14 protein-coding genes are annotated in these 18944 nt (G+C 74.4%); 8 read left to right on the top strand and 6 right to left on the bottom strand.

Annotated features, from left to right (window positions below; all coding sequences use genetic code 11):
• Positions 1 to 5: 5 nt before the first annotated feature.
• Entirely contained in the window at positions 6 to 1115 is a 1110-nt protein-coding gene (locus ABZ809_RS07350) for a winged helix DNA-binding domain-containing protein (protein WP_357561594.1), read from the bottom strand.
• A gap of 129 nt (positions 1116 to 1244) precedes the next feature.
• Here ABZ809_RS07350 and ABZ809_RS07355 point away from each other — a divergent pair, with 129 nt between their 5' ends.
• Both ABZ809_RS07355 and wrbA read left to right on the top strand, forming a co-directional pair.
• Positions 1245 to 1631 carry a DUF4190 domain-containing protein gene (locus tag ABZ809_RS07355; protein WP_357561595.1) on the top strand — a complete coding sequence of 129 codons (387 nt, stop codon included), beginning with the start codon at positions 1245 to 1247 and terminating at the stop codon, positions 1629 to 1631.
• A 319-nt stretch (positions 1632 to 1950) separates the two neighbouring features.
• A complete protein-coding gene (wrbA, locus tag ABZ809_RS07360) occupies positions 1951 to 2568 on the top strand; it encodes an NAD(P)H:quinone oxidoreductase (protein ID WP_357561596.1) in 618 nt (205 codons plus the stop codon).
• Between the two features lie 135 nt (positions 2569 to 2703).
• On the opposite strand, the gene ABZ809_RS07365 is transcribed toward wrbA, so the two are convergent.
• Positions 2704 to 4647 carry a chorismate-binding protein gene (locus ABZ809_RS07365; RefSeq protein ID WP_357561597.1) on the bottom strand — a complete coding sequence of 648 codons (1944 nt, stop codon included), beginning with the start codon at positions 4645 to 4647 and terminating at the stop codon, positions 2704 to 2706.
• Between the two features lie 256 nt (positions 4648 to 4903).
• Between ABZ809_RS07365 and ABZ809_RS07370 the strand changes: the two genes are divergently transcribed.
• The 3 genes from ABZ809_RS07370 to ABZ809_RS07380 all read left to right on the top strand — a co-directional run bounded on the left by ABZ809_RS07370 (position 4904) and on the right by ABZ809_RS07380 (position 9343).
• The gene (locus ABZ809_RS07370) at positions 4904 to 6283 is read left to right on the top strand and encodes an FGGY family carbohydrate kinase (protein ID WP_357561598.1); all 1380 of its coding nucleotides are present in this window, start codon (positions 4904 to 4906) and stop codon (positions 6281 to 6283) included.
• A 97-nt stretch (positions 6284 to 6380) separates the two neighbouring features.
• On the top strand, positions 6381 to 8921 hold the full coding sequence (locus ABZ809_RS07375; RefSeq protein ID WP_357561599.1) for a nitrate- and nitrite sensing domain-containing protein: 2541 nt from the start codon (positions 6381 to 6383) through the stop codon (positions 8919 to 8921).
• An 8-nt stretch (positions 8922 to 8929) separates the two neighbouring features.
• Positions 8930 to 9343, top strand: a complete 414-nt coding sequence (locus ABZ809_RS07380; RefSeq protein WP_357561817.1) for a roadblock/LC7 domain-containing protein — start codon at positions 8930 to 8932, stop codon at positions 9341 to 9343.
• 80 nt (positions 9344 to 9423) lie between these two features.
• Here the strand turns inward: ABZ809_RS07380 and ABZ809_RS07385 are convergent, their stop codons facing one another.
• Positions 9424 to 10899 carry a GH1 family beta-glucosidase gene (locus tag ABZ809_RS07385; protein WP_357561600.1) on the bottom strand — a complete coding sequence of 492 codons (1476 nt, stop codon included), beginning with the start codon at positions 10897 to 10899 and terminating at the stop codon, positions 9424 to 9426.
• 950 nt (positions 10900 to 11849) lie between these two features.
• Here ABZ809_RS07385 and ABZ809_RS07390 point away from each other — a divergent pair.
• On the top strand, positions 11850 to 14741 hold the full coding sequence (locus ABZ809_RS07390) for a glycoside hydrolase family 48 protein (RefSeq protein ID WP_357561818.1): 2892 nt from the start codon (positions 11850 to 11852) through the stop codon (positions 14739 to 14741).
• Between the two features lie 284 nt (positions 14742 to 15025).
• Here ABZ809_RS07390 and ABZ809_RS07395 read toward each other — a convergent pair whose 3' ends face one another.
• Positions 15026 to 15718: a DUF3159 domain-containing protein gene (locus ABZ809_RS07395; protein WP_357561601.1), complete on the bottom strand. Its 693-nt coding sequence runs from the start codon at positions 15716 to 15718 to the stop codon at positions 15026 to 15028.
• Positions 15719 to 15804: 86 nt separating this feature from the next.
• On the opposite strand from ABZ809_RS07395, the gene ABZ809_RS07400 reads away from it, so the two are divergent.
• The gene (locus tag ABZ809_RS07400) at positions 15805 to 16692 is read left to right on the top strand and encodes a phosphatase PAP2 family protein (RefSeq protein ID WP_357561602.1); all 888 of its coding nucleotides are present in this window, start codon (positions 15805 to 15807) and stop codon (positions 16690 to 16692) included.
• A 6-nt stretch (positions 16693 to 16698) separates the two neighbouring features.
• Here the strand turns inward: ABZ809_RS07400 and ABZ809_RS07405 are convergent, their stop codons facing one another.
• Entirely contained in the window at positions 16699 to 17151 is a 453-nt protein-coding gene (locus ABZ809_RS07405; protein WP_357561603.1) for a YbhB/YbcL family Raf kinase inhibitor-like protein, read from the bottom strand.
• Between the two features lie 122 nt (positions 17152 to 17273).
• Here ABZ809_RS07405 and ABZ809_RS07410 point away from each other — a divergent pair, with 122 nt between their 5' ends.
• Entirely contained in the window at positions 17274 to 17942 is a 669-nt protein-coding gene (locus tag ABZ809_RS07410) for a maleylpyruvate isomerase N-terminal domain-containing protein (RefSeq protein ID WP_357561604.1), read from the top strand.
• A gap of 98 nt (positions 17943 to 18040) precedes the next feature.
• Here the strand turns inward: ABZ809_RS07410 and ABZ809_RS07415 are convergent, their stop codons facing one another.
• Positions 18041 to 18922 carry a DUF1028 domain-containing protein gene (locus tag ABZ809_RS07415; RefSeq protein WP_357561605.1) on the bottom strand — a complete coding sequence of 294 codons (882 nt, stop codon included), beginning with the start codon at positions 18920 to 18922 and terminating at the stop codon, positions 18041 to 18043.
• Positions 18923 to 18944 lie beyond the last annotated feature (22 nt).

The following is an 18944-nucleotide window of genomic DNA, read 5'->3' on the forward strand; positions in this document are numbered from 1 at the left end:
CGGCCTCAATTGGCCCAGAGCACCCGTGACGGCAGGTGCAGGAAGTCGGCGTAACGGCTCAGGACGCCCTCCACCCGGGCCCGGGTGGGCTGGTCGACGGCGGTCAGCGGGTGGACGGTCACCGTCACCCGGGTCTTGCCGACCGTGCGCTTCCAGGTGCCCATGACCCGCCCGTCGCGGACGACCGTGGCCTGGAAGACGCCGTTGCCGCCCGGCACGATCGCGTCCTTGTGCGCCGGGTCGAGCATCAGCGAGCGGTCCTTGAAACCCAGCAGGTATTCGTCGAACCCGGGCAGCACCAGCAGGTCGTCCAGCGGCTCGCGGGGCGCGTCCAGCAGGGCGGCGTCGGCCAGCGCCTCCTCGCCGTCGACCCGTACCGGGGCCAGGGCGTCGCCGGCCGCCGCGAAGCCCCGGCGCGCGTCGGTGAGCGTCAGGCCCGTCCAGCCGGCGAACTCCCGGGCGGTGACCGGCCCGTGGGACCGCACGTAGCGGTGGGCGAGGATCGCCAGCGCCTCGTCCCGCTCGGGCCGGCGTGGGGCGGGCGCCCACTCGTCGAGCAGGGCGAAGGTCTGCTCGGTGCCGACGTTTGGCGCGAGGCAGGTGACGCCGCGGATGCTGGCGTAGCAGAGCAGGTGGTAGCCGCGCTGGGCGCCGGTGTCGATGCCGGCTGCCGCCAGCGCGGTCAGGCACTGCGCCCGGGTGAGCCGGCCGCCGCCGGCCAGCGCGGCGCCGAGCACGTCGACCGCCCGGTCCGTCTCGGCGTCGCTCAGCCCGAGCTGCGTGCGGCGGGTCGCCATGCCGGCCAGCACGCGTACGCCGGTCAGCTCCAGCATCCAGCGGGCGTCGCGGGTCGGCACCAGGTGCACGGTGCCCCGCATCGGCCAGGTGCGCAGGGCCTCCCGGCGTTCCAACGCGGTGTGCACGGCGGCGTGGTCGAAGGTGGGCAGCCGCACCCCGAGCGACCACATGCCGCTGGCCAGGTCCTGCGCCTGCATGGCCCCGAACCACTCCACCACGTCGGCCACGCCGTCAGGCCGGGTGGTGGGGTGCGGGCGGAGCAGGAGGCTGGTCATCCGCAGCGCGAGGGCCTCGCGGCCGGTCAGGTCCACGGGCATCGGAGCTCCTCGCGTCGGGTGCGGCCCTAGCCTAGGAGCCGCCTCCGACATTCGACGCATGGCGCCGGTCGTAGCGGGAAAGCGGGCCGCCAGTAGGCGCACAACACGTGCGCGCCCGGAGGGAGCGACATGACCGCGTCCAGCGAGCCGGCCCGGGGTGCCGGCGTGCCGACCCGTGCCGGCCGGACCGGCACGGCGGCGAAGACCAGCGCCGCCGCGACCTTCGCCCTGGTGTTCGGGGTGGCCGCGCTGATCAGCGTACTGACGGTGATCCTGTCCTGGATCGGCCTGCTGCTCGGCGTCATCGGGGTGATCCTGGGGATCGTCGGGCTCAAGATGGCCCGCCGGCCAGGGGTGACCGGGCGGGGGGTGGCGATCGGCGGCCTGGTGCTCAGCGCCCTGGCGGTGCTGATCGGGTTGGCCTTCGCCGCGGGGATCACCACGTTCCTCAACAACGAGGACGCGGTCAACCGGATGCAGGAGCAGGTCGACGACCTGCGCGACCGGCTCGACTGACGGGCGCACCGACGCGGGGACGGATTCCCTGATCGCGCTGCGCCGGCGACGCTGCCGGCGGAGCGCGATCCCCCGTTCAGGTCGGCCGGTGTCGGGCGGCTGCCGGTCCCGCCGGTACCGGTGCGACCCAGCATTCCCGCCCCGGTGGTCGCGCCGCCACGGAGAGCATCGAGTCTTGCGGATATCTTGAGCTGTCCGGCCGCGCCGGCAGCCTGGCGAGCAGGCCCGGCCCAGGCGGGCGATGCCCGAATGACCGTTTGGCGGGGCGGGCACCGGGTAGTCGCCGGAGCTGACCCGACAATGACGGAGGGAACATCCGATGGCTGCCCAGACCAAGGTCGCGGTGATCTACTACAGCGCGACCGGCATCACGTACCAGATGGCGCAGGCCGCCTGCGAGGCCGCCGGTGAGGCCGGCGCCGACGTGCGCCTCCGCAAGGTGCACGAGCTGGCGCCGGACGAGGCGATCCGCTCCAACTCGGGCTGGCACGCGCACCACATGGAGACCCAGGACGTCCCCGAGGCGCAGCTCGACGACCTGTCCTGGGCCGACGTGGTGATCTTCGGAACCCCGACCCGGTACGGCGTGATGGCCGCCCAGCTCAAGCAGTTCATGGACACCACCGGGCCGCTGTGGTCGCAGGGCGCCCTGGCGAACAAGGTCTACGCCGCGTTCTGCTCGACGGCCACCTCCCACGGTGGGCAGGAGGCGACCCTGCTGTCGATGTTCAACGTCTTCTACCACTGGGGCGGGGTGGTGGTCACCCCCGGCTACACCGACCCGAGCCAGTTCGTCGCCGGCAACCCCTACGGCGCCTCGCACACCAGCAACAACGGCGACACGGCACCGGACGACATCGCGCTCGGCGCCTGCGCGTTGACCGCCAAGCGGGCGGTGCTGATCGGTGCCGCGCTGAAGTCGGGCCTGGCCGGCTGATCCGGCACCGGCAGGCCGGCCGGGCCGGCGGCGACCGACTGACCGGCCGGGCCGGCGGCGACCGGCGGCCCGGGCGAGGGCTCTCGACCCGCCCGGACCGCCGGTCGCAGGCACCTCTACCCCCGATCGGCGCGGCTATGCCCGCTCGGTCGCCCCCGACAGCTTCCCGGCCCCCGGCGACCGCTCGGCCGGTGCCGGCAGCAGCCCGGTCAGCAGATCGGCGAGGACGGCCAGGCCGTCGGGGCTGAGCACGGACTCCGGATGGAACTGCACCCCGGCGAAGCCCCGGCCACGCAGCGCGTGCACCGCGCCGTCCGCCGCGTCCCGGGCCACCTCCACCGGGCCGTACCCGGTGGCCAGCCGGTCGGCGTCGGCGAGCGCGGTGAACGAGGAGTAGAAGCCGACCCGGCGGGGCGCGCCGAACAGTTCCACCTCCCGCTGGAGCCCCTGATAGGGCGCGTCCCGGCGGTGCAGCGCCAGCCCGAGCAGGCCGGCGAGCAACTGGTGTCCCAGGCAGACGGCCAGCGTCGGCCGCCCCTCGGCGAGCAACCCGGCGAGCAGCCCACGCATGGTGCGCATCTTGGGCTCGGCGGTGCGACCCGGGTCGCCCGGGCCGGGGCCGACCACCACCACGTCGTGGTCGGTCACCGCACCCACGGCGTGCCACGGCCGCAGCGTCACGACCAGGCCGAGGGCGCCCAACTGGTGGGCCAGCATGCCGGTGAAGGTGTCCTCGCCGTCGACGATCAGCGCCCGCCTGCCGCGCAGCCCGGGCAGGGCGGCGGCGCCGGGGGACCGCTGGTCCAGCCAGAACCGCGCCAGCGGCGCGTTGCGGGCGGCCAGCGCGGCCCGGACCGCCGGGTCGTCGGCGAGGCGTACGGCGGGATCCGGGCCGGCCGCGGGCGCCTGCGGGCCGAGGCCGAGCGCGGCGAGCACCCCGGCCGCCTTGGCGTGCGTCTCGGCCACCTCGCCCTCGGCGGTCGAGTGCCGGACCAGGGTGGCCCCCACCGGCACCCGCAACTCGCCGGCCGGGGAGATCTCGGCGGTACGGATCAGGATCGGTGCGTCCAGGGTCTGCCGGCCGGCGTCGTCGCGCCCGAGCAGTGCCAGCACCCCGGCGTAGTAGCGCCGCCCGGTGCGCTCGTGCCGGGCGATGACGCGGCAGGCGTTCTCCATCGGGCTGCCGGTGACGGTCGGCGCGAACATCGTCTCCCGCAGCACCTCCCGCACGTCCCGGGTGCCCCGGCCGGCGAGCAGGTACTCCGTGTGGGCCAGGTGGGACATCTCCTTGAGATACGGCCCCACCACCTGGCCGCCGTGCTCGGCGACCGTGGCCATCATCTTCAGCTCCTCGTCGAGGACCATGTACAGCTCCTCGACCTCCTTGGGGTCGGCGAGGAAACGCAGCAGCGCGGCCCGGTCGGGGGCCGCCCCGGTGTGCCGGAACGTGCCGCTGATCGGGTTCATCATGACCAGGCCGTCGTCGACGCTGACATGGCGTTCCGGGCTGGCTCCGACCAGGACGCGGGTGCCGGTGTGCACCACGAAGGTCCAGTACGCCCCGCGTTCGGCCAGCAGCAGCCGGCGTAGCGCGGCGAGCGCGGCGACCAGTGGCGGGCCCTGCACGGTGGCCCGCATGGTCCGGTGGATGACGAAGTTGGCGCCCTCGCCGCGCCCGATCTCCTCGGCGAGTACCCGGCCGACGGTGGCGGCGTACTCGTCGTCGCCGATGTCGAAGCCGGCGTCGGCGGTGCGCACGGGCGCGTCGGGCAGCACGGTGAGCGCCTCGGCCAGGCCGACCCGCTCGTGCCGGTCGATCTCCAGGCACTCCAGCGGGACGCCGTCGTCGACGCAGGCGAAACCACGCTCGGCGACCTGCCGGAACGGCACCAGCGCCAGCGTCCGGGGGCCTGGGGCCTTGGCCCCGTCGGGCAGCGGGATGTCGGCGAGCCGGTCGGGCACGCGTACCGTGCCGGTGAACAGCTCCAGGTGCGTGGCGTCCTCGCGTCGGACGAGCGCGAACGGGCCGGGATCGTCGCCGTCGGCGATGGCGGCGAGCAGCGCGGGCAGGCGGGTCATCATGGTCTCCTCGGGCCGGGCGGCGGCCGGTGGGGCGACCGGAGGGCCGGGGGAGAGACCGGCGGCCGCCTCGTCGGGCGGCCGCGTGGGAAGCTACGCGCGGGGGATGGCCGCCGGGTCGGCGGGCCACCAGCAGGACAGGTGCGCGAGCATGTGATCAACCCTACGCGGCCCCCGGGGCGGCGGGAAGCCGATCGGGCGTACGGCCCATCCGCTGGGACGCCGGGACGCGGCACACCGGGTAACTTGACCGGCGATGAACATTCTCGCGCTCGATCTGGGCACCTCCTCGGTACGCGGACTCGTGCTGGACGCGGACGCCCGGCCGCTGCCCGGCGTGCTGGCCCGGCGCCGGGTCAGCCTCGCCGTGGACGACGACGGCACCGGCACCCTGGACGGCCCCGGCTACCTGGCCCTGCTGGCCGAGTGCCTGGACGAGCTGGCCGCCGGCGGTCACCTGCGCGACGTGTCCCTGGTGGCGACCTCCGCGCAGTGGCACTCCGTGGTCCCGCTGGGCGCCGACGGCGCACCCCTCGGGCCCGTGCTGACCTGGCTGGACACCCGCCCGTCGGCCCTCGCCGGGGCACCCGGCCCGGCCGACCCGGCCGACTTCCACCTGCGTACGGGCACGTGGTGGCACCGCTGCTACTGGTCGGTCCGGCTGCCCTGGTTGCGGGAGCACACCGGCTCCCGGATCGCCCGGTTCGCCGGCCTGGTCGAGTACGTGCTGGGCGAACTGCTCGACTCGGCGCCCATGTCGATCTCCCAGGCCTCCGGCACCGGCCTGCTGGACCTGCGGACGCTGAACTGGGACCCCGAGGCCTGCGAGCTGGCCGGCAGCCGGGCCGACGAGCTGCCCGAGCTGGCCCCGGCCGGGTGGCGGGGCCGGCTGCGGTCGGCGTACGCGCGGCGTTGGCCGCAGCTCGCCGACGCGCCGTGGGCCGGCCCGGTGGGCGACGGCGCGGCGTCGAACGTCGGCTCGGGCTGCGTCGAACCGGACCGGGTCGCGGTGACGGTCGGCACCTCGGCGGCCGTCCGGATGGTGCAGCGCGTCCCGGCCGGGGCCGTCATGCCGCCGCTGCCCGAGGCGCTGTGGCGCTACCGGGTCGACCACGACCACGTGGTGACCGGCGCGGCGTACTCCTCCGGCGGCAACCTCTTCGCCTGGGCGGACCGGGAGCTGCGGCTGCCCGGGGGCGCCGAGTTGGAGGCCGCCCTGGCCCGGGTGCCACCCGGCGGCGGTCGGCCGGTGAACGTCCGCTTCGGCGGGGACCGGCCGCCCGGCCTGGTCCCGGCCGGCTCGGGCGAGGTGCGGGGCCTGAGCTTCGGCACGACGGCGGTGGAGATCCTGGCCGGGCTGATGCGGGGTCTGTGCGACCTGGTCGCCGACGACCTCGTGGTGCTGGAGTCCACCGTCGACAGGCCGGTCGAGGTGGTGCTGGGCGGTGGCGCGGTGGCCGCCTCGCCCTGGTGGCGGGCCACGTTCGCCGAGGTGCTCGCGCCGCGGCCGGTGCGGCACGGCAAGCACCCGGAGGTCGGGGCGAGCGGCGCGGCGCTGGTGGCGTTGGGCCGTGTCGGTGACGCCCCCCGGCTCGCCGCCATCGGCCGGACGGATGAACCCCCCTCACCCTCCTGAGTCGCACCTCAGCCCGGCCCGTTGACACCGCTCGCGTGCCTGGTTGGATGGACTCGCTCCCCGGCTCGCGGCGGACGCGAGGCACGGAGGGGGAAGTGTGGGGGCAGGTCCGGACCTGGTGAACGGCGGCGTGCCGCACCATCGCCGGCGCCCGTTCGACGTCCGGGTCGTGGTGCACCGCCGCCGCTCCCCGTTCCGGTTGCGGGACTGGCGGATGAGTACCAAGCTCGCCACCGTGCTGGTCATTCCGTCGGTCGCTTTCCTGGTGCTGGCCGGGGTGCAGACGCACACCCTGGTCGGCCGGACGACCGCGCTGGGCGACTTCGCCCAGCAGGTGGGCATCGGCAGGCAGATCGTCGCGGTGGTGCACCAGCTCCAGCAGGAACGCGACAGGTCCGCCGGTGAGCTGGGGGAGCTGCGCCAGGGCGGCACGGGCGCCAGCCGGGACGCGGCGATCGTCGCGCTGAAGCCGTTGCAGCGCGCCACCGACCAGGCGCTGCGCGAGCTGCGGCGGGCCGCCGAGCCGCTGGCCGACGCCGACGCCTCCTGGCGGGTCGCCTACTCGGAGGTGCTGGAGGCCTACGACCAGGTCATCTACATCAGGGCCGCGATCCCCCCGGCGGTCCTGAGCAGCGACACCATCCTCAGCAACTACCACCGGGTCGTCGAGGCGCTGCTCCGCCTTCTCGCCGAGCCCTCGCCGGGCGAGAACCGGCCCGTCCTCAGCGACGCGGTGCTGCGCTACGTGCAGCTCGCCCGGGTCAAGGAACTCTCCTCGCGGGTGCGGGCCCAGCTCTACGAGGCCGCCCGGGCCGGACGGTACGGCGTGGAGGACCAGGTGGTCCTGACCGACCTGCGGGCCCAGCAGTTGACCGCGTTGGGCGCGTTCCGGGTCGCCGCGACCGCCGGGCAGATCCGCCGCTACGACGAGACCGCCGAGGACCCGGCCTTCCTGGCCGCCACCCGGCTGGAGGAGCGGAGCCTGCCGACCGGCGGCGCCACGCCGGCCGTGCTGCCGGCTCCACAGTGGTGGGCGGCCAGCGAGCAGCGTCAGGAGCTGTTCCGTCAGGTCGAGATGTCGGTGCTCGACGACGCCGTACGGCAGGCCGACGACGCCAGCGCGACGCAGCTGCGTACGACGCTGCTGGTCGTCGGCGGGGTCGTCACGGTGCTGCTGGTCGCGCTGCTCATCTCCGTGCTCGTCGGCCGCTCCGTCGCCCGGTCGATGCGGCTGCTGCGCGGCCAGGCGCTGCGGATCGCCCAGACCGAACTGCCGGACACCCTGGCCCGGCTGCGCACGGTGACCGGGGGCGTCCCCACGATCGAGGTCCCGCCGCCGGTGGTCCGTTCGCTCGACGAGCTCGGCGAGCTGGCCGAGGCGTTCGTCGCGGTGCACCGCAGCGCGGTGGCCGTCGCCGTCGAGCAGGCGACCATGCGGCGCAACGTCAACGCGATGTTCGTCAACCTGGCCCGGCGCAGCCAGGTGCTGGTGGAACGCCAACTGGAGCTGCTGGACGACCTGGAGCGCGAGGAGAGCGACCCGGACCAGCTGGAGAACCTGTTCAAGCTCGACCACCTCGCCGCCCGGATGCGCCGCAACGACGACAGCCTGCTGGTGCTGGCCGGCACCGAGTCGACCCGCCGGTGGAACCGGCCGGTGGGGCTCGGCGCGATGCTGCTGGCCGCCAGCGCCGAGATCGAGCAGTACCAGCGGGTCCGGCACGCCACGGTGGCCGACCTGCACGTCGTCGGTCACGCCGTCGGCGAGCTGGTCCACATTCTCGCGGAGCTGTTGGAGAACGCCACCTCGTTCTCGCGTCCGGACACGGTGGTGGCGGTCAACGCCGGGGCCGACGGCGCCGGGGCGGTCATCGACATCATCGACCAGGGTCTCGGCATGAGCCCGACGGCCCTGGCGGAGGCGAACGCCGTGCTCGCCACCCCGCCGGCCGCCGACGTGGCGACGGTCGAGCGGATGGGTCTGTTCGTGGTCAGCCACCTGGCCGCCCGGCTCGGCGTCGAGGTGCGCCTGCGGGGCGGCGAGGACGGGATCGTCGCCACGGTGCGACTGCCCGGCGACCTGCTGGCGTCCGCCCCGGAGCGGGAGACGCCCGTCCCGGCGCGGATGCTGTCCGCCACGGCCCGGGGCTCGGCGCCGGACGGGCTGCCGGTGGCAGGGCGGCGACCGGCCTGGAGCGGTACGGCCCCGCGGGGCGAGCTGCCGGTGGCCGGGCGGCGGCCGGAAGGCGTCCCGCACACCGCGGCCCGGCCGGTTCCGGCCCGGGGCCAGGAGTCGCGCGTCCCGGCTGCCCGATCGACCTCGCCGGCCGGTGCAGGCTGGTGGTCCCGGCAGGGCCCGGCGCCCGGCCAGGTGCCGCAGACCTCGCCCACCCCGCCGGCCGTGCCGGTGACCGGTGGGACCAACGAGCGGGGCCTGCCCGTCCGGGTGCCGATGGCACAGCTCACCGCCGTCAGTCGGCCCGAGCGGCCGGCACCGCCGGTACGCCACGACCCCGACCCGGAGGCGGTCGGGGGGATGCTGTCCCGGTTCTACGGCGGGGTACGGCGGGCCGAGGCCGAGGAGACCACGGAGATTGTCATGCCGCCGGGCGGCGTACGCACCGAAGGGGGACATTGATGACGACGTTGAGCCGGGAGGCGCGCGACCTGAGCTGGCTGGTCAGTGGGTTCACGGAGCGGGTGCCGGGGGTGGTGCACGCGATCGTGGTCTCCTCCGACGGCCTGCTGGTCGCGATCTCCGACCACCTGCCCCGGGACCATGCCGACAAGCTCGCCGCGGTGACCTCCGGGCTGATGAGCATCACCGCGGGCGCGGCGCAGATGTTCGACGGGGACGTGGTCAAGCAGACGGTCGTCGAGATGGGGCGCGGCTACTTCCTGGTCATGCAGGTGCGCGACGGCTCCATCCTGGCCACGCTGGCCGGGGCGGACGCCGACATCGGCGTGGTCGGCTACGAGATGGCCCGACTGGCCAAGCAGGCGGGGGAGATGCTCACCCCGGCACTGCGGGCGGAACTCCAGCAGGCCCTGCCCCGCTGACCCGGGGGCGGGTGCGTCCGTCGGCGGGCGCACCCGTACCCCGGCACCCGCCGACGGCGCCGGGGTACGGGTGCCGCCGGTCAGAGGCCGTTGGCGGCGATGACCTGGCGGTACCAGTGCGCGCTGCGCTTGGGTACGCGCCGCTGGGTCGGGTAGTCCACGTAGACCAGGCCCCAGCGCTGCTCGTATCCCGCGTCCCACTCGAAGTTGTCGAGCAGGGACCAGACGTGGTAGCTCTCCAGCGGCACGCCGTCGGCCACGGCCCGGTGGACGGCGGCGAGGTGGTCGCGCAGGAAGGTGATCCGGCCGCTGTCGTCGACCGTGCCGTCCGGGCCGAGGGTGTCCGGGCTGGGCAGCCCGTTCTCGGTGACGGTGAGCGGGACCGGGCCGTAGTCGCGGGTCACCCGGGTGAGGACGTCGTACATCCCGTCGGGGTAGATCTGCTGCCAGGGCGCCTGCGAGGTGGGCCAGCGCGGGGTCGTCCGGCCGTCGCCGGTGAGGTAGTACGGCGTGTAGTACTGCACGGCGAGCAGGTCCACCGGCGTGGAGATGGTCGCGAGGTCCCCGTCGTGGATGCCGCGGGCGAGCCGGCTGTCGGGGCCGAGGTCGTCCAGCACGTCCTGCGGGTAGCGGCCGGTGAGGATCGGGTCGAGGTAGAGGCGGTTCTCGTAGCCGTCGTAGAGCCGGGCGGCGCGGGCCGCCTCGGGCGAGTCGTCGGCCGGGTAGCACGGGTGCAGGTTGAGGGCCGGGCCGATCCGCCCGGAGCCGGTGGCACGCAGGGCCGCGACGGCGAGCCCGTGGGCGAGGTGGAGGTGGTGGGCCACCAGGTACGCGGCGGCGGGGTCCTGCCGGCCGGGGGCGTGGTGGCCCTCGAGGTAGCCGTTCTGCACCACGGTCTTCGGCTCGTTGATCGTCAGCCAGACCGGCACCCGGTCGCCGAGCGCGCGGAAGACGATGTCGGCGTAGTCGGCGAACCGGTGGGCGACGTCGCGTGACTCCCAGCCGCCCGCGTCCTGCAGGGACTGCGGCAGGTCCCAGTGGAACAGCGTGGCCATCGGCGTGATGCCCCGCTCGTGCAGCCCGTCGACGAGGCGGCGGTAGAAGTCCAGGCCGCGCTGGTTGGGCGCGCCGGTGCCGTCGGCCTGCACGCGCGGCCAGGAGATGGAGAACCGGTAGCTGCCCAGCCCGAGGTCGCGCATCAGGTCGAGGTCCTCGGCGTACCGGTGGTAGTGGTCGGCCGCGACGTCACCGGTGTCGCCGTTGCGGGTGCGCCCCGGCGTGTGGCTGAAGGTGTCCCAGACCGACTCGCCCCGGCCGTCATCCTTGGCCGCGCCCTCGATCTGGTACGCCGATGTGGCTGCGCCCCAGACGAAGCCCGGGGGGAAGCGTAGGCCGCCCGCCGGCGTCTCGTCGGTCCGCGACGCGGTGTCGTCGGACCGGTTCCCGCCGCCTGCCTCGACACCGGCGGTGCCGGCGTCCGACCCGGTGCCGGCGGCGTCGGGGGCGGTGGCGGGAAGCGCGGCGCCGTGAGGCTGGCGCCGGGTGGGCATCGACATCGGTTCTCCTCGTGGTTACGTGGCCACCGCCGGGCCGGGAGCGCTCCCAAGCATAGGGCAGAAGCGCCCGGCCGGTCGCGTCCGGCCGGGCCGGGGCCGGGCGGTGGCGACCGGAGCTGGCGAAAGGGCGGTGTGGCGTACGCCGTGGGCGGCGGCGCGGGAGCGGGGGCGCGGGTGCGCGCCGGCGCTCGGCCGGCCGGTCACGAGGCGCCGGGGCGGGGCATCGACCGGTCGGTTCGGGGGCGGACAGCGGACGAGGCCGGTCGGAACGGCGACACGGCCAGTTCCGTCGGCCTCTTTTCCCATCCTGGGAGGGGGTTTAGTGTGGGGACGGGGGAGGGCAACCCCCGTCCCCACCGTTGCTGCACACGCACGGGCGGAATTGGCGTCCTGCCGTGCGTGTCGCGCGGGAGCCGGGCCACGCGAGTGGCTAGAGGATCCACCTCCCTCCACGTTGGCGGGATGGCTGACGGCGGCGTCCGGGCTGGCCCGCCGTCAGCCTTCGGGCTGATTCCCCAGGTTCCGTCGTCGGACGGTTCCCGGGTGATCTTTCAATTGGAACTCTGTCGATGGAAGCGCTCCCATTGACCGATGCTGCGACTGTAACGCCCGTCACGGCTTTGTGAAAGCCCCAAAACGAGATCGAAACATGTTGCTGCTCCCATGCGCCTGTGGCCATTGTGGGAGCGCTTCCATACATGGCACACTGTTCGCCACCGCGACGCGGAGCCAGATCGCGCACGCGTGGGTCGCCGAGGGCAGCCGGTGTCTCCGGTACGGCATCCGCGCAGCCGGTGGAGTCGCCGCCCCGCAGGGGCGCGCCCGCCGGACCCGGCCTCTGGGCCGGGCGACCACCATCCCGGGCGCCTCGCATCCCCGTTCGCGGGCAGGCGCCCCGCCGGGGTTCCGTCCCCGGCCAGGTCCGAGGAGACACCGCGCACATGAGACATCTGGCAAGACGTCGCCGCCTGGCGATGGTCGCCGCAGCCGCGCTCGCCGTCGGCGGGGTGACCCTGCCGGCCGGCGCCGCGCAGGCCGCGCCCGCCTGCGACGTGGTCTACGCGACCACCGACTGGAACAACGGCTTCACCGCCAACGTCACCATCAAGAACCTCGGCGATCCGGTCAACGGCTGGACGCTGAAGTTCGCCTTCCCCGGCGACCAACGGGTGACCCAGGGCTGGTCGGCCAAGTGGAGCCAGACCGGCAAGGAGGTCACGGCCACCAACGAGTCCTACAACGGCAACCTCGGCACCGGCGCCTCGACCAGCATCGGCTTCAACGGCTCGCACAGCGGCACCAACCCGAAGCCGACGTCCTTCTCGGTCAACGGCGTCACCTGCGGCGGCACGCAGCAGCAGCCGCCGACGGTCGCGCTGAACGTGCCGGCCGGCCCGTTCGAGGCCCCCGCCGACGTGCCGCTGACCGCCACCGCCAGCGACCCGGACGGCACGATCAGCAAGGTCGAGTTCTACCGCAACGGCCTGCTGGTCAACACCGACACCACCGCCCCTTACGCCTACACGCTGGAGGACCTGCCGGCCGGCGCGTACACCGTGCAGGCCAAGGCGTACGACAACGCGAACCTGACGGCCACCGCGGAGAAGGCCTTCACCGTCGCGCAGGCGTCCGGGCCGGTGCTGGTGGCGACCCCGTCGGCGGTGAGCGTGGCCGAGGGCGGCAGCTCGTCGGTCAACCTCAAGCTCAGCGCCGCGCCGACGGCCAACGTGCCGGTGACCCTCGCCCGCTCCGGCGACACCGACATCACCGTCTCGCCGGCCTCGGTGACGCTGACCCCGGCCAACTGGAACACCGGGGTGAACGTGACCGTCGCGGCGGCGGAGGACACCGACACGGTCGGCGGCACCGCCACCGTCACGGCCTCGGCCACCGGCTTCGCGCCGCTGGCGATCACCGCCACCGAGATCGACAACGACACCGGCGGCGGGGACAACACCTACGTCAAGCGCTTCCTGGACCAGTACGGCAAGATCAAGAACTCGGGCTACTTCAGCCCGGAGGGCGTGCCGTACCACTCCATCGAGACGCTGATCGTCGAGGCGCCCGACCACGGGCACGAGACCACGTCCGAGGCGTTCAGCTTCTGGCTCTGGCTGGAGGCCCAGTACGGGCGGGTGACCCAGAACTGGGCCCCGTTCAACAACTCCTGGAACGTCATGGAGAAGTACATCATCCCGTCGCACGCCGACCAGCCCACCGCGGGCGCGGCCGGCACCGCGCAGTACGCGGCCGAGCACGACCTGCCCAGCCAGTACCCGTCGGCGCTGGAGCCGTCCGTGCCGGTCGGCCAGGACCCGCTGCGCGCGGAGCTGCAGAACACCTACGGCACCGGTGACATCTACGGCATGCACTGGCTGCTCGACGTGGACAACACCTACGGCTACGGCCGCTGCGGCGACGGCACCAGCCGGCCGGCGTACATCAACACCTTCCAGCGGGGCACCCAGGAGTCGGTGTGGGAGACCGTGCCGCAGCCGTCCTGCGACACCTTCGCCCACGGCGGCCGGTACGGCTACCTCGACCTGTTCGTCAAGGAGGCGAACGCGCCGGCGAAGCAGTGGAAGTACACCAACGCCCCCGACGCCGACGCCCGCGCCGTGCAGGCCGCGTACTGGGCCCTGACCTGGGCCAAGGAGCAGGGCAAGGAGGCCGACGTGGCGGCCACCGTGGCCAAGGCCGCGAAGATGGGTGACTACCTGCGGTACGCCATGTTCGACAAGTACTTCAAGAAGATCGGCAACTGCGTCGGGGCCAGCACCTGCCCGGCCGGCACCGGCAAGGACTCGGCGCACTACCTGATGTCCTGGTACTACGCCTGGGGCGGCGCGTACGAGCCGAACCAGAACTGGTCGTGGCGGATCGGCTCCAGCCACAACCACTTCGGCTACCAGAACCCGTTCGCGGCCTGGGCGCTGACCAACATCAACGAGCTGAAGCCGAAGTCGCCGACCGCGGTCGCCGACTGGACCAAGAGCTTCGAGCGGCAGCTGGAGTTCTACACCTGGCTCCAGTCCGCCGAGGGCGGCATCGCCGGTGGCGCGACCAACAGCTGGGGCGGCCACTACGGCCAGCCGCCGGCCGGCACGTCGACGTTCTACGGCATGTACTACGACGTCGACCCGGTCTACAACGACCCGCCGTCGAACCAGTGGTTCGGCATGCAGGCCTGGTCGATGCAGCGCATCGCCGAGCTGTACCTGGAGACCGGCAACGCCAAGGCCAAGGCCCTGCTGGACAAGTGGGTGCCGTGGGCGATCGCCAACACCACGGTCGGCACCAACTGGTCGATCCCCTCGGACATGAAGTGGACCGGCCAGCCGACCACCTGGAACCCGGCCAACCCGCAGCCCAACACCAACCTGCACGTCGAGGTCACGGTGAAGGGCCAGGACGTCGGCATCGCCGCCGCCTACGCCCGCACCCTGATCGCGTACGCGGCCAAGTCGGGCAACGCGGCGGCGAAGAACACCGCCAAGGGCCTGCTGGACGCGCTGCACGGCGCCAGCGACGCCCAGGGCGTGTCCACGGTGGAGAAGCGGGGTGACTACCGCCGCTTCGACGACACCTACGACGCCAGCACCGGCCAGGGCCTCTACGTGCCGCCGGGCTGGACGGGAACGATGGCCAACGGTGACGCCATCGCACCGGGCAAGAGCTTCCTCGACATCCGTTCCTTCTACAAGAACGACCCGGCCTGGCCGAAGGTCCAGGCGTACCTGGACGGCGGACCCGAGCCGGAGTTCAGGTACCACCGGTTCTGGGCACAGGCGGACGTCGCCATGGCCTACGCCGACTACGGCAAGCTGTTCCCCAACGGCTGAACCGACTCCTCCGGGTGGGCGGCGCGGCCCGTCCACCCGGAGGCCGACCGGGCCTGGGGGAACAGAGACACCCGGTCGGCAGACGGCCTGACTCCCACGGTCAGGCCGGGGTGGGCCGGTCAACTGGCCGACGCAGCGGGGCAGCCGGCCCACCCCACCAGCACCCGGATATGCACCCGGCGCGAAAACGCCCGAAAAACCGGCCGCCACGGGATCACGTGTGGGACCGGGACGGAGTAACGTACGTCACCGGAGAGGCCGCTCCCCCCGTGGCGGCCTCTCCCTCAATTTTCCTGCGGCTCCGCCGGAGCCCGGGTCGGGTCGACCGGGTGTCGCACCCCCGGATGCCCGGCCGGCAGCGACCGGCGCACCACCACCCAGCTCACCGCGAGCACCGCCGCCACGAGCGGCCAGGACAGCGCGACCCGGGCCACCGCCAGCGCGACCACCTGGCCGCCGAACCACAGCGGCAGGAAGACCGCCACCCGCACCACGTAGCTCGCCGCCCAGACCCAGCTGCCCCGGCCGTACGCGCGCAGCAGCGCCGGGTCCCGCCGCCACCGGGTCCGCTGGCCGAGCACGGCGCCCAGCACCACCCCGAGCAGTGGCCAGCGGACCACGATGCTGACCACCCAGGCCAGCGCGCTGGCCGCGTTGGACAGCAGTTGGACGAGGAAGAAGTCCTCGGCGCGGCCGGTGCGCAACGCGACCAGCGCGGCCACACAGACCGCCAGCAGCCCGATCAGCACCGAACGTGGCCGGTCGCCCCGCCTCAGCCGCCAGCCGGCCAGCGCCGTGCCGGAGACCATCGCCGCGCCCACGCCGGCCCACAGCGAGTGCCCGCCGAGCAGCCAGCCGACCGCGAACGCCACCGGCGGCAGGGTGGCGTCGACCGCGCCCCGGCGCCCGCCGAGCAGGTCCGTGAACGTCTCCGGCCGGTCCGCCGGGCTCGTCTCCGGTTCCGGTGTACGCGTCACCGCACCTCCTCAGGTCCGCCACCAACCTAGCCGCCCACGCGCGGCGGGCCACCCGCCGATCGGGGAGGGCGGCCGGCCGCTACGGTGTGCGGGTGCGAGCGACGCCGAGGGGTTGGACCGCGGTCTGGTTGGTCGTCCTGGCGATCGTCCAGGCGGCGGCCTTTCTCGCCGTGTGGCGGGTCGCCGTGCACGTCGAGGTCGGCCAGTGGGTCGACACCGTGGCCCTCACCGGCAACCGGATCGGCCAGGACCGCATCGAGGACCCGGTGGACCAGATCCTCAACGCCATGTCGGTCGTCTCGCTGCTGGCGGCGACCGCGGTGATCGGCTTCATCGCCCTGATCCGGGGCCGGATCGCGCTGGCCGTCACCGCGACCCTGCTGATCGCCGGCGCCAACGCGACCACCCAGCTACTCAAGTACGGCCTGGCCCGGCCCGACTTCGGGATCGACCCCGAACGGATCTACGCGGGCAACAGCCTGCCGAGCGGGCACGCCACGGTCGCCGCGTCCGTCGCGGTCGCCCTGGTGCTCGTGCTGCCGCGCAAGGTACGGGTGTTCGGCGCCTTCCTCGGTGCCGGCTACGCCGCGATCGCCGGGGTGGCCACGCTCTCCGCCGGCTGGCACCGGCCCAGCGACGCGGTCGCGGCGTTCCTGGTGGTCGGGGTCTGGGCGGCCCTGGCGGGGCTGCTGCTGCTGATCACCCAGCGGGAACAGGCCCAGGTGGAGTCGGCCGACGCCCACCGGGCCGCCGCGACGGTGCTCGGCGTCGGCGGCGTGCTGGCGCTGGTGGCCTGCGGCATCGCCCTGGCCTGGCTGGTCGACCTGCGCGGCACCCCGCCCGCCGAGCTGGCCCGCCGGCCGCTCTTCGTCGGCTACGCCGGCACTGCCGCCGGGATCGCCGGGACGATGGGCGTGGTGATGGCCCTGGTGCTCACCGCCGTGCACCGGCTGGTGCCCCGGGTCAAGGGCTGACCCCGCTCAGCGGCGGTAGGTGCCCACCATCGTTCCGCTGGCGAGGTCCCGCTCGGCGAGCATGCGGTGCACGTCCTGCGCCTGCGGCGCGTCGGGCAGCTCCAACGGCCGGTCCAGGGCGTAGAGCCGGAAGAAGTACCGGTGGGGGTCGTCGCCCTGGGGCGGGTGCGGGCCACCCCAGCCGGTCGTGCCGAAGTCGTTGGGCCACTCCCGGCCGCCCACCGGCACCCCGCCCTCCGGCGCCCCGGCCGCGCTCGGCGCGATCCCGGTGACCAGCCAGTGCAGGAAGGGCGTCTTCCCGGCGTCCGGGTCCTCGACGAACAGGACCAGCTCGGCCGCGGACTCCGGCACCTGCGCCCACTCCAGCGGCGGCGACACGTTGCCACCCTCCTTCGAGAAGCGGCTCGGCAGCATGTCGTGGTCGTTGAACGCGGTGCTGCGCAGCATGATCCCGGCCATTCCTGGCGCTCCTCTCGTCGATCCCGGCGGCGCGTACCCGCCGGACCGGCGCCGAAACGGCGGGGGCGCGAGGTCGGTGTGAGAGGGTCCCGGGGCGGGAAGGCACGGGGGAGGGGAAGACCGTGGAGAACGTACGGGCGGCGTTCCGGGACGAGTGCGAGCGGCTCGGCGAGGCGCTGCGCGGCATCGACGAGGCGGATCTGGACCGCCCCACCGACTGCCGGCCGTGGACCGTACGCGAGCTGCTGGCGCACGTGCGCACGGGCGCGGGACGGCTGGTCGACATGCTCGCCGCGCCGGCCCCGCCCCGCGCGGTCCTCGACGCCGCCGGCTACTTCGGCGCGGCGAAGTTCACGCCGTCCGTGGACGCCGCCCGTGTCGACAGCGGCCGGCGGGAGGCCCGGGAACTCGACGGGCCGGCGCTGGTGGCGGACTTCGACCGGGCCTGGCGGGCCGCCCTCGACGCCGTCGACGCCGCGCCGCCGGGCCGGGTGGTGCGCACCCGGCACGGCGACGCGATGGCGCTGGCCGAGTTCCTGCGTACCCGCGTGGTGGAGGTCGGCGTGCACGGCCTGGACCTGGCGGCGGCGCTGGAGCGGCGGCCGTGGCTGACGCCGGCGGCGGCGGCGGTCGTGGCCGACCTGCTCACCGGTGGGCGGGCCGTCCCGCCCGGGTTGGGCTGGGACCGGCTCACGCTGATCCGCAAGGCGACCGGCCGGGCCGGCCTCACCGACCAGGAGCGGGCCGCCGTCGACACCGCCGGCTTCCGCTGGCTCTCCTTCGGCGGCTGACCGGGCGGCCCGGCCGGGGCCCAGCGCGTGCGCGCCGCCCGCCTGGAACGCTGTCACGAACGCCCACGGCATCGGGTGCGGCGGCGCGGTCGAGCGGGTCAGGCGTCGGCGCCGAGCTGGTCGGCCGCCGGGCGCGGCGCGGGCACGTGCGGGGCGGCCCGGCGCAGGTGCTCCAGCACGACCGGGTCGATCCGGCCCGGCACCAGGCGCTCCTCCAGGTTCTCCAGGCCGGCCCAGGCGAAGAGCGCCTCCTCGGGCCGGGCCGGATCGACGGGGTGGCCGAGCGCGGCCAACAGGGCGCCCACCTCGGCGGCGACCGCTCCCGTCAGGTCGAGCAGGGTGGCCGGGTCGGGCCGGCTGAAGAGCAGGGTGTGCACCGCGAGCAGCCGGCGCAGCTCGGTCACCGGATCGGGGTGGTCGTCGACCCGCAGGTCGACCAGGACGTCGCTGCCGTCGTACCCGCCGCCGCGCTCGACCACCAGCAGCCCGGCGCTCTGCCGGCCGCGCCGGTCGCCGCCGGCCCGGTCCCCGGCGCGCAGCGCGGCGAGCAGCCGGTCGGGGAACGGCAGCGCGTCCCCGCCCAGCCAGGTCTCCCGCATCGCGTCGATCACCTGTGGGCCGACGAGGATGTTGCCCTGGGCCGCCCAGCCGTCCCCGGCCTGCCCGCCGGCCCAGGGGTGGCAGCTCGGACCGGTCCAGGTCGCGCCCGCGCCGGAGGCGGCGACGACGCCGAGCTGACGGTGGGCGCGGTCCGGGTCGGCCGCGACCAGCCCGGCCACGACGTCGGCGGCGGCCACCCCGGTGCGCAGCATCGTCAGCCCCTGCGGGCGGTAGGCGAGGTTGACGTGGGCCTGGGTGGCCAGCGCGCCGACCTCGACCTCGGCGGCCGGGACCAGCGCGCCGGCGGCCAGGAACCTGCTGGCCACGGCGACGCCGTACCGGCGGCCGTCGGGGCAGCGGGCGACGAGCGAGAAGGTCACGCATGGAGATTATCCCGCGCCA

It is taken from the genome of Micromonospora sp. NPDC047074, from assembly GCF_040643815.1.
GTDB lineage: Bacteria > Actinomycetota > Actinomycetes > Mycobacteriales > Micromonosporaceae > Micromonospora.

Bases quoted from the DNA above. Each gene is read 5' to 3' on its own strand.
- wrbA (WP_357561596.1), top strand. From the start codon at position 1,951: ATGGCTGCCCAGACCAAGGTCGCGGTGATCTACTACAGCGCGACCGGC.
- ABZ809_RS07370 (WP_357561598.1), top strand. From the start codon at position 4,904: ATGAACATTCTCGCGCTCGATCTGGGCACCTCCTCGGTACGCGGACTC.
- ABZ809_RS07350 (WP_357561594.1), bottom strand. From the start codon at position 1,115: ATGCCCGTGGACCTGACCGGCCGCGAGGCCCTCGCGCTGCGGATGACC.
- ABZ809_RS07385 (WP_357561600.1), bottom strand. From the start codon at position 10,899: ATGTCGATGCCCACCCGGCGCCAGCCTCACGGCGCCGCGCTTCCCGCC.
- ABZ809_RS07355 (WP_357561595.1), top strand. From the start codon at position 1,245: ATGACCGCGTCCAGCGAGCCGGCCCGGGGTGCCGGCGTGCCGACCCGT.
- ABZ809_RS07405 (WP_357561603.1), bottom strand. From the start codon at position 17,151: ATGGCCGGGATCATGCTGCGCAGCACCGCGTTCAACGACCACGACATG.
- ABZ809_RS07365 (WP_357561597.1), bottom strand. From the start codon at position 4,647: ATGACCCGCCTGCCCGCGCTGCTCGCCGCCATCGCCGACGGCGACGAT.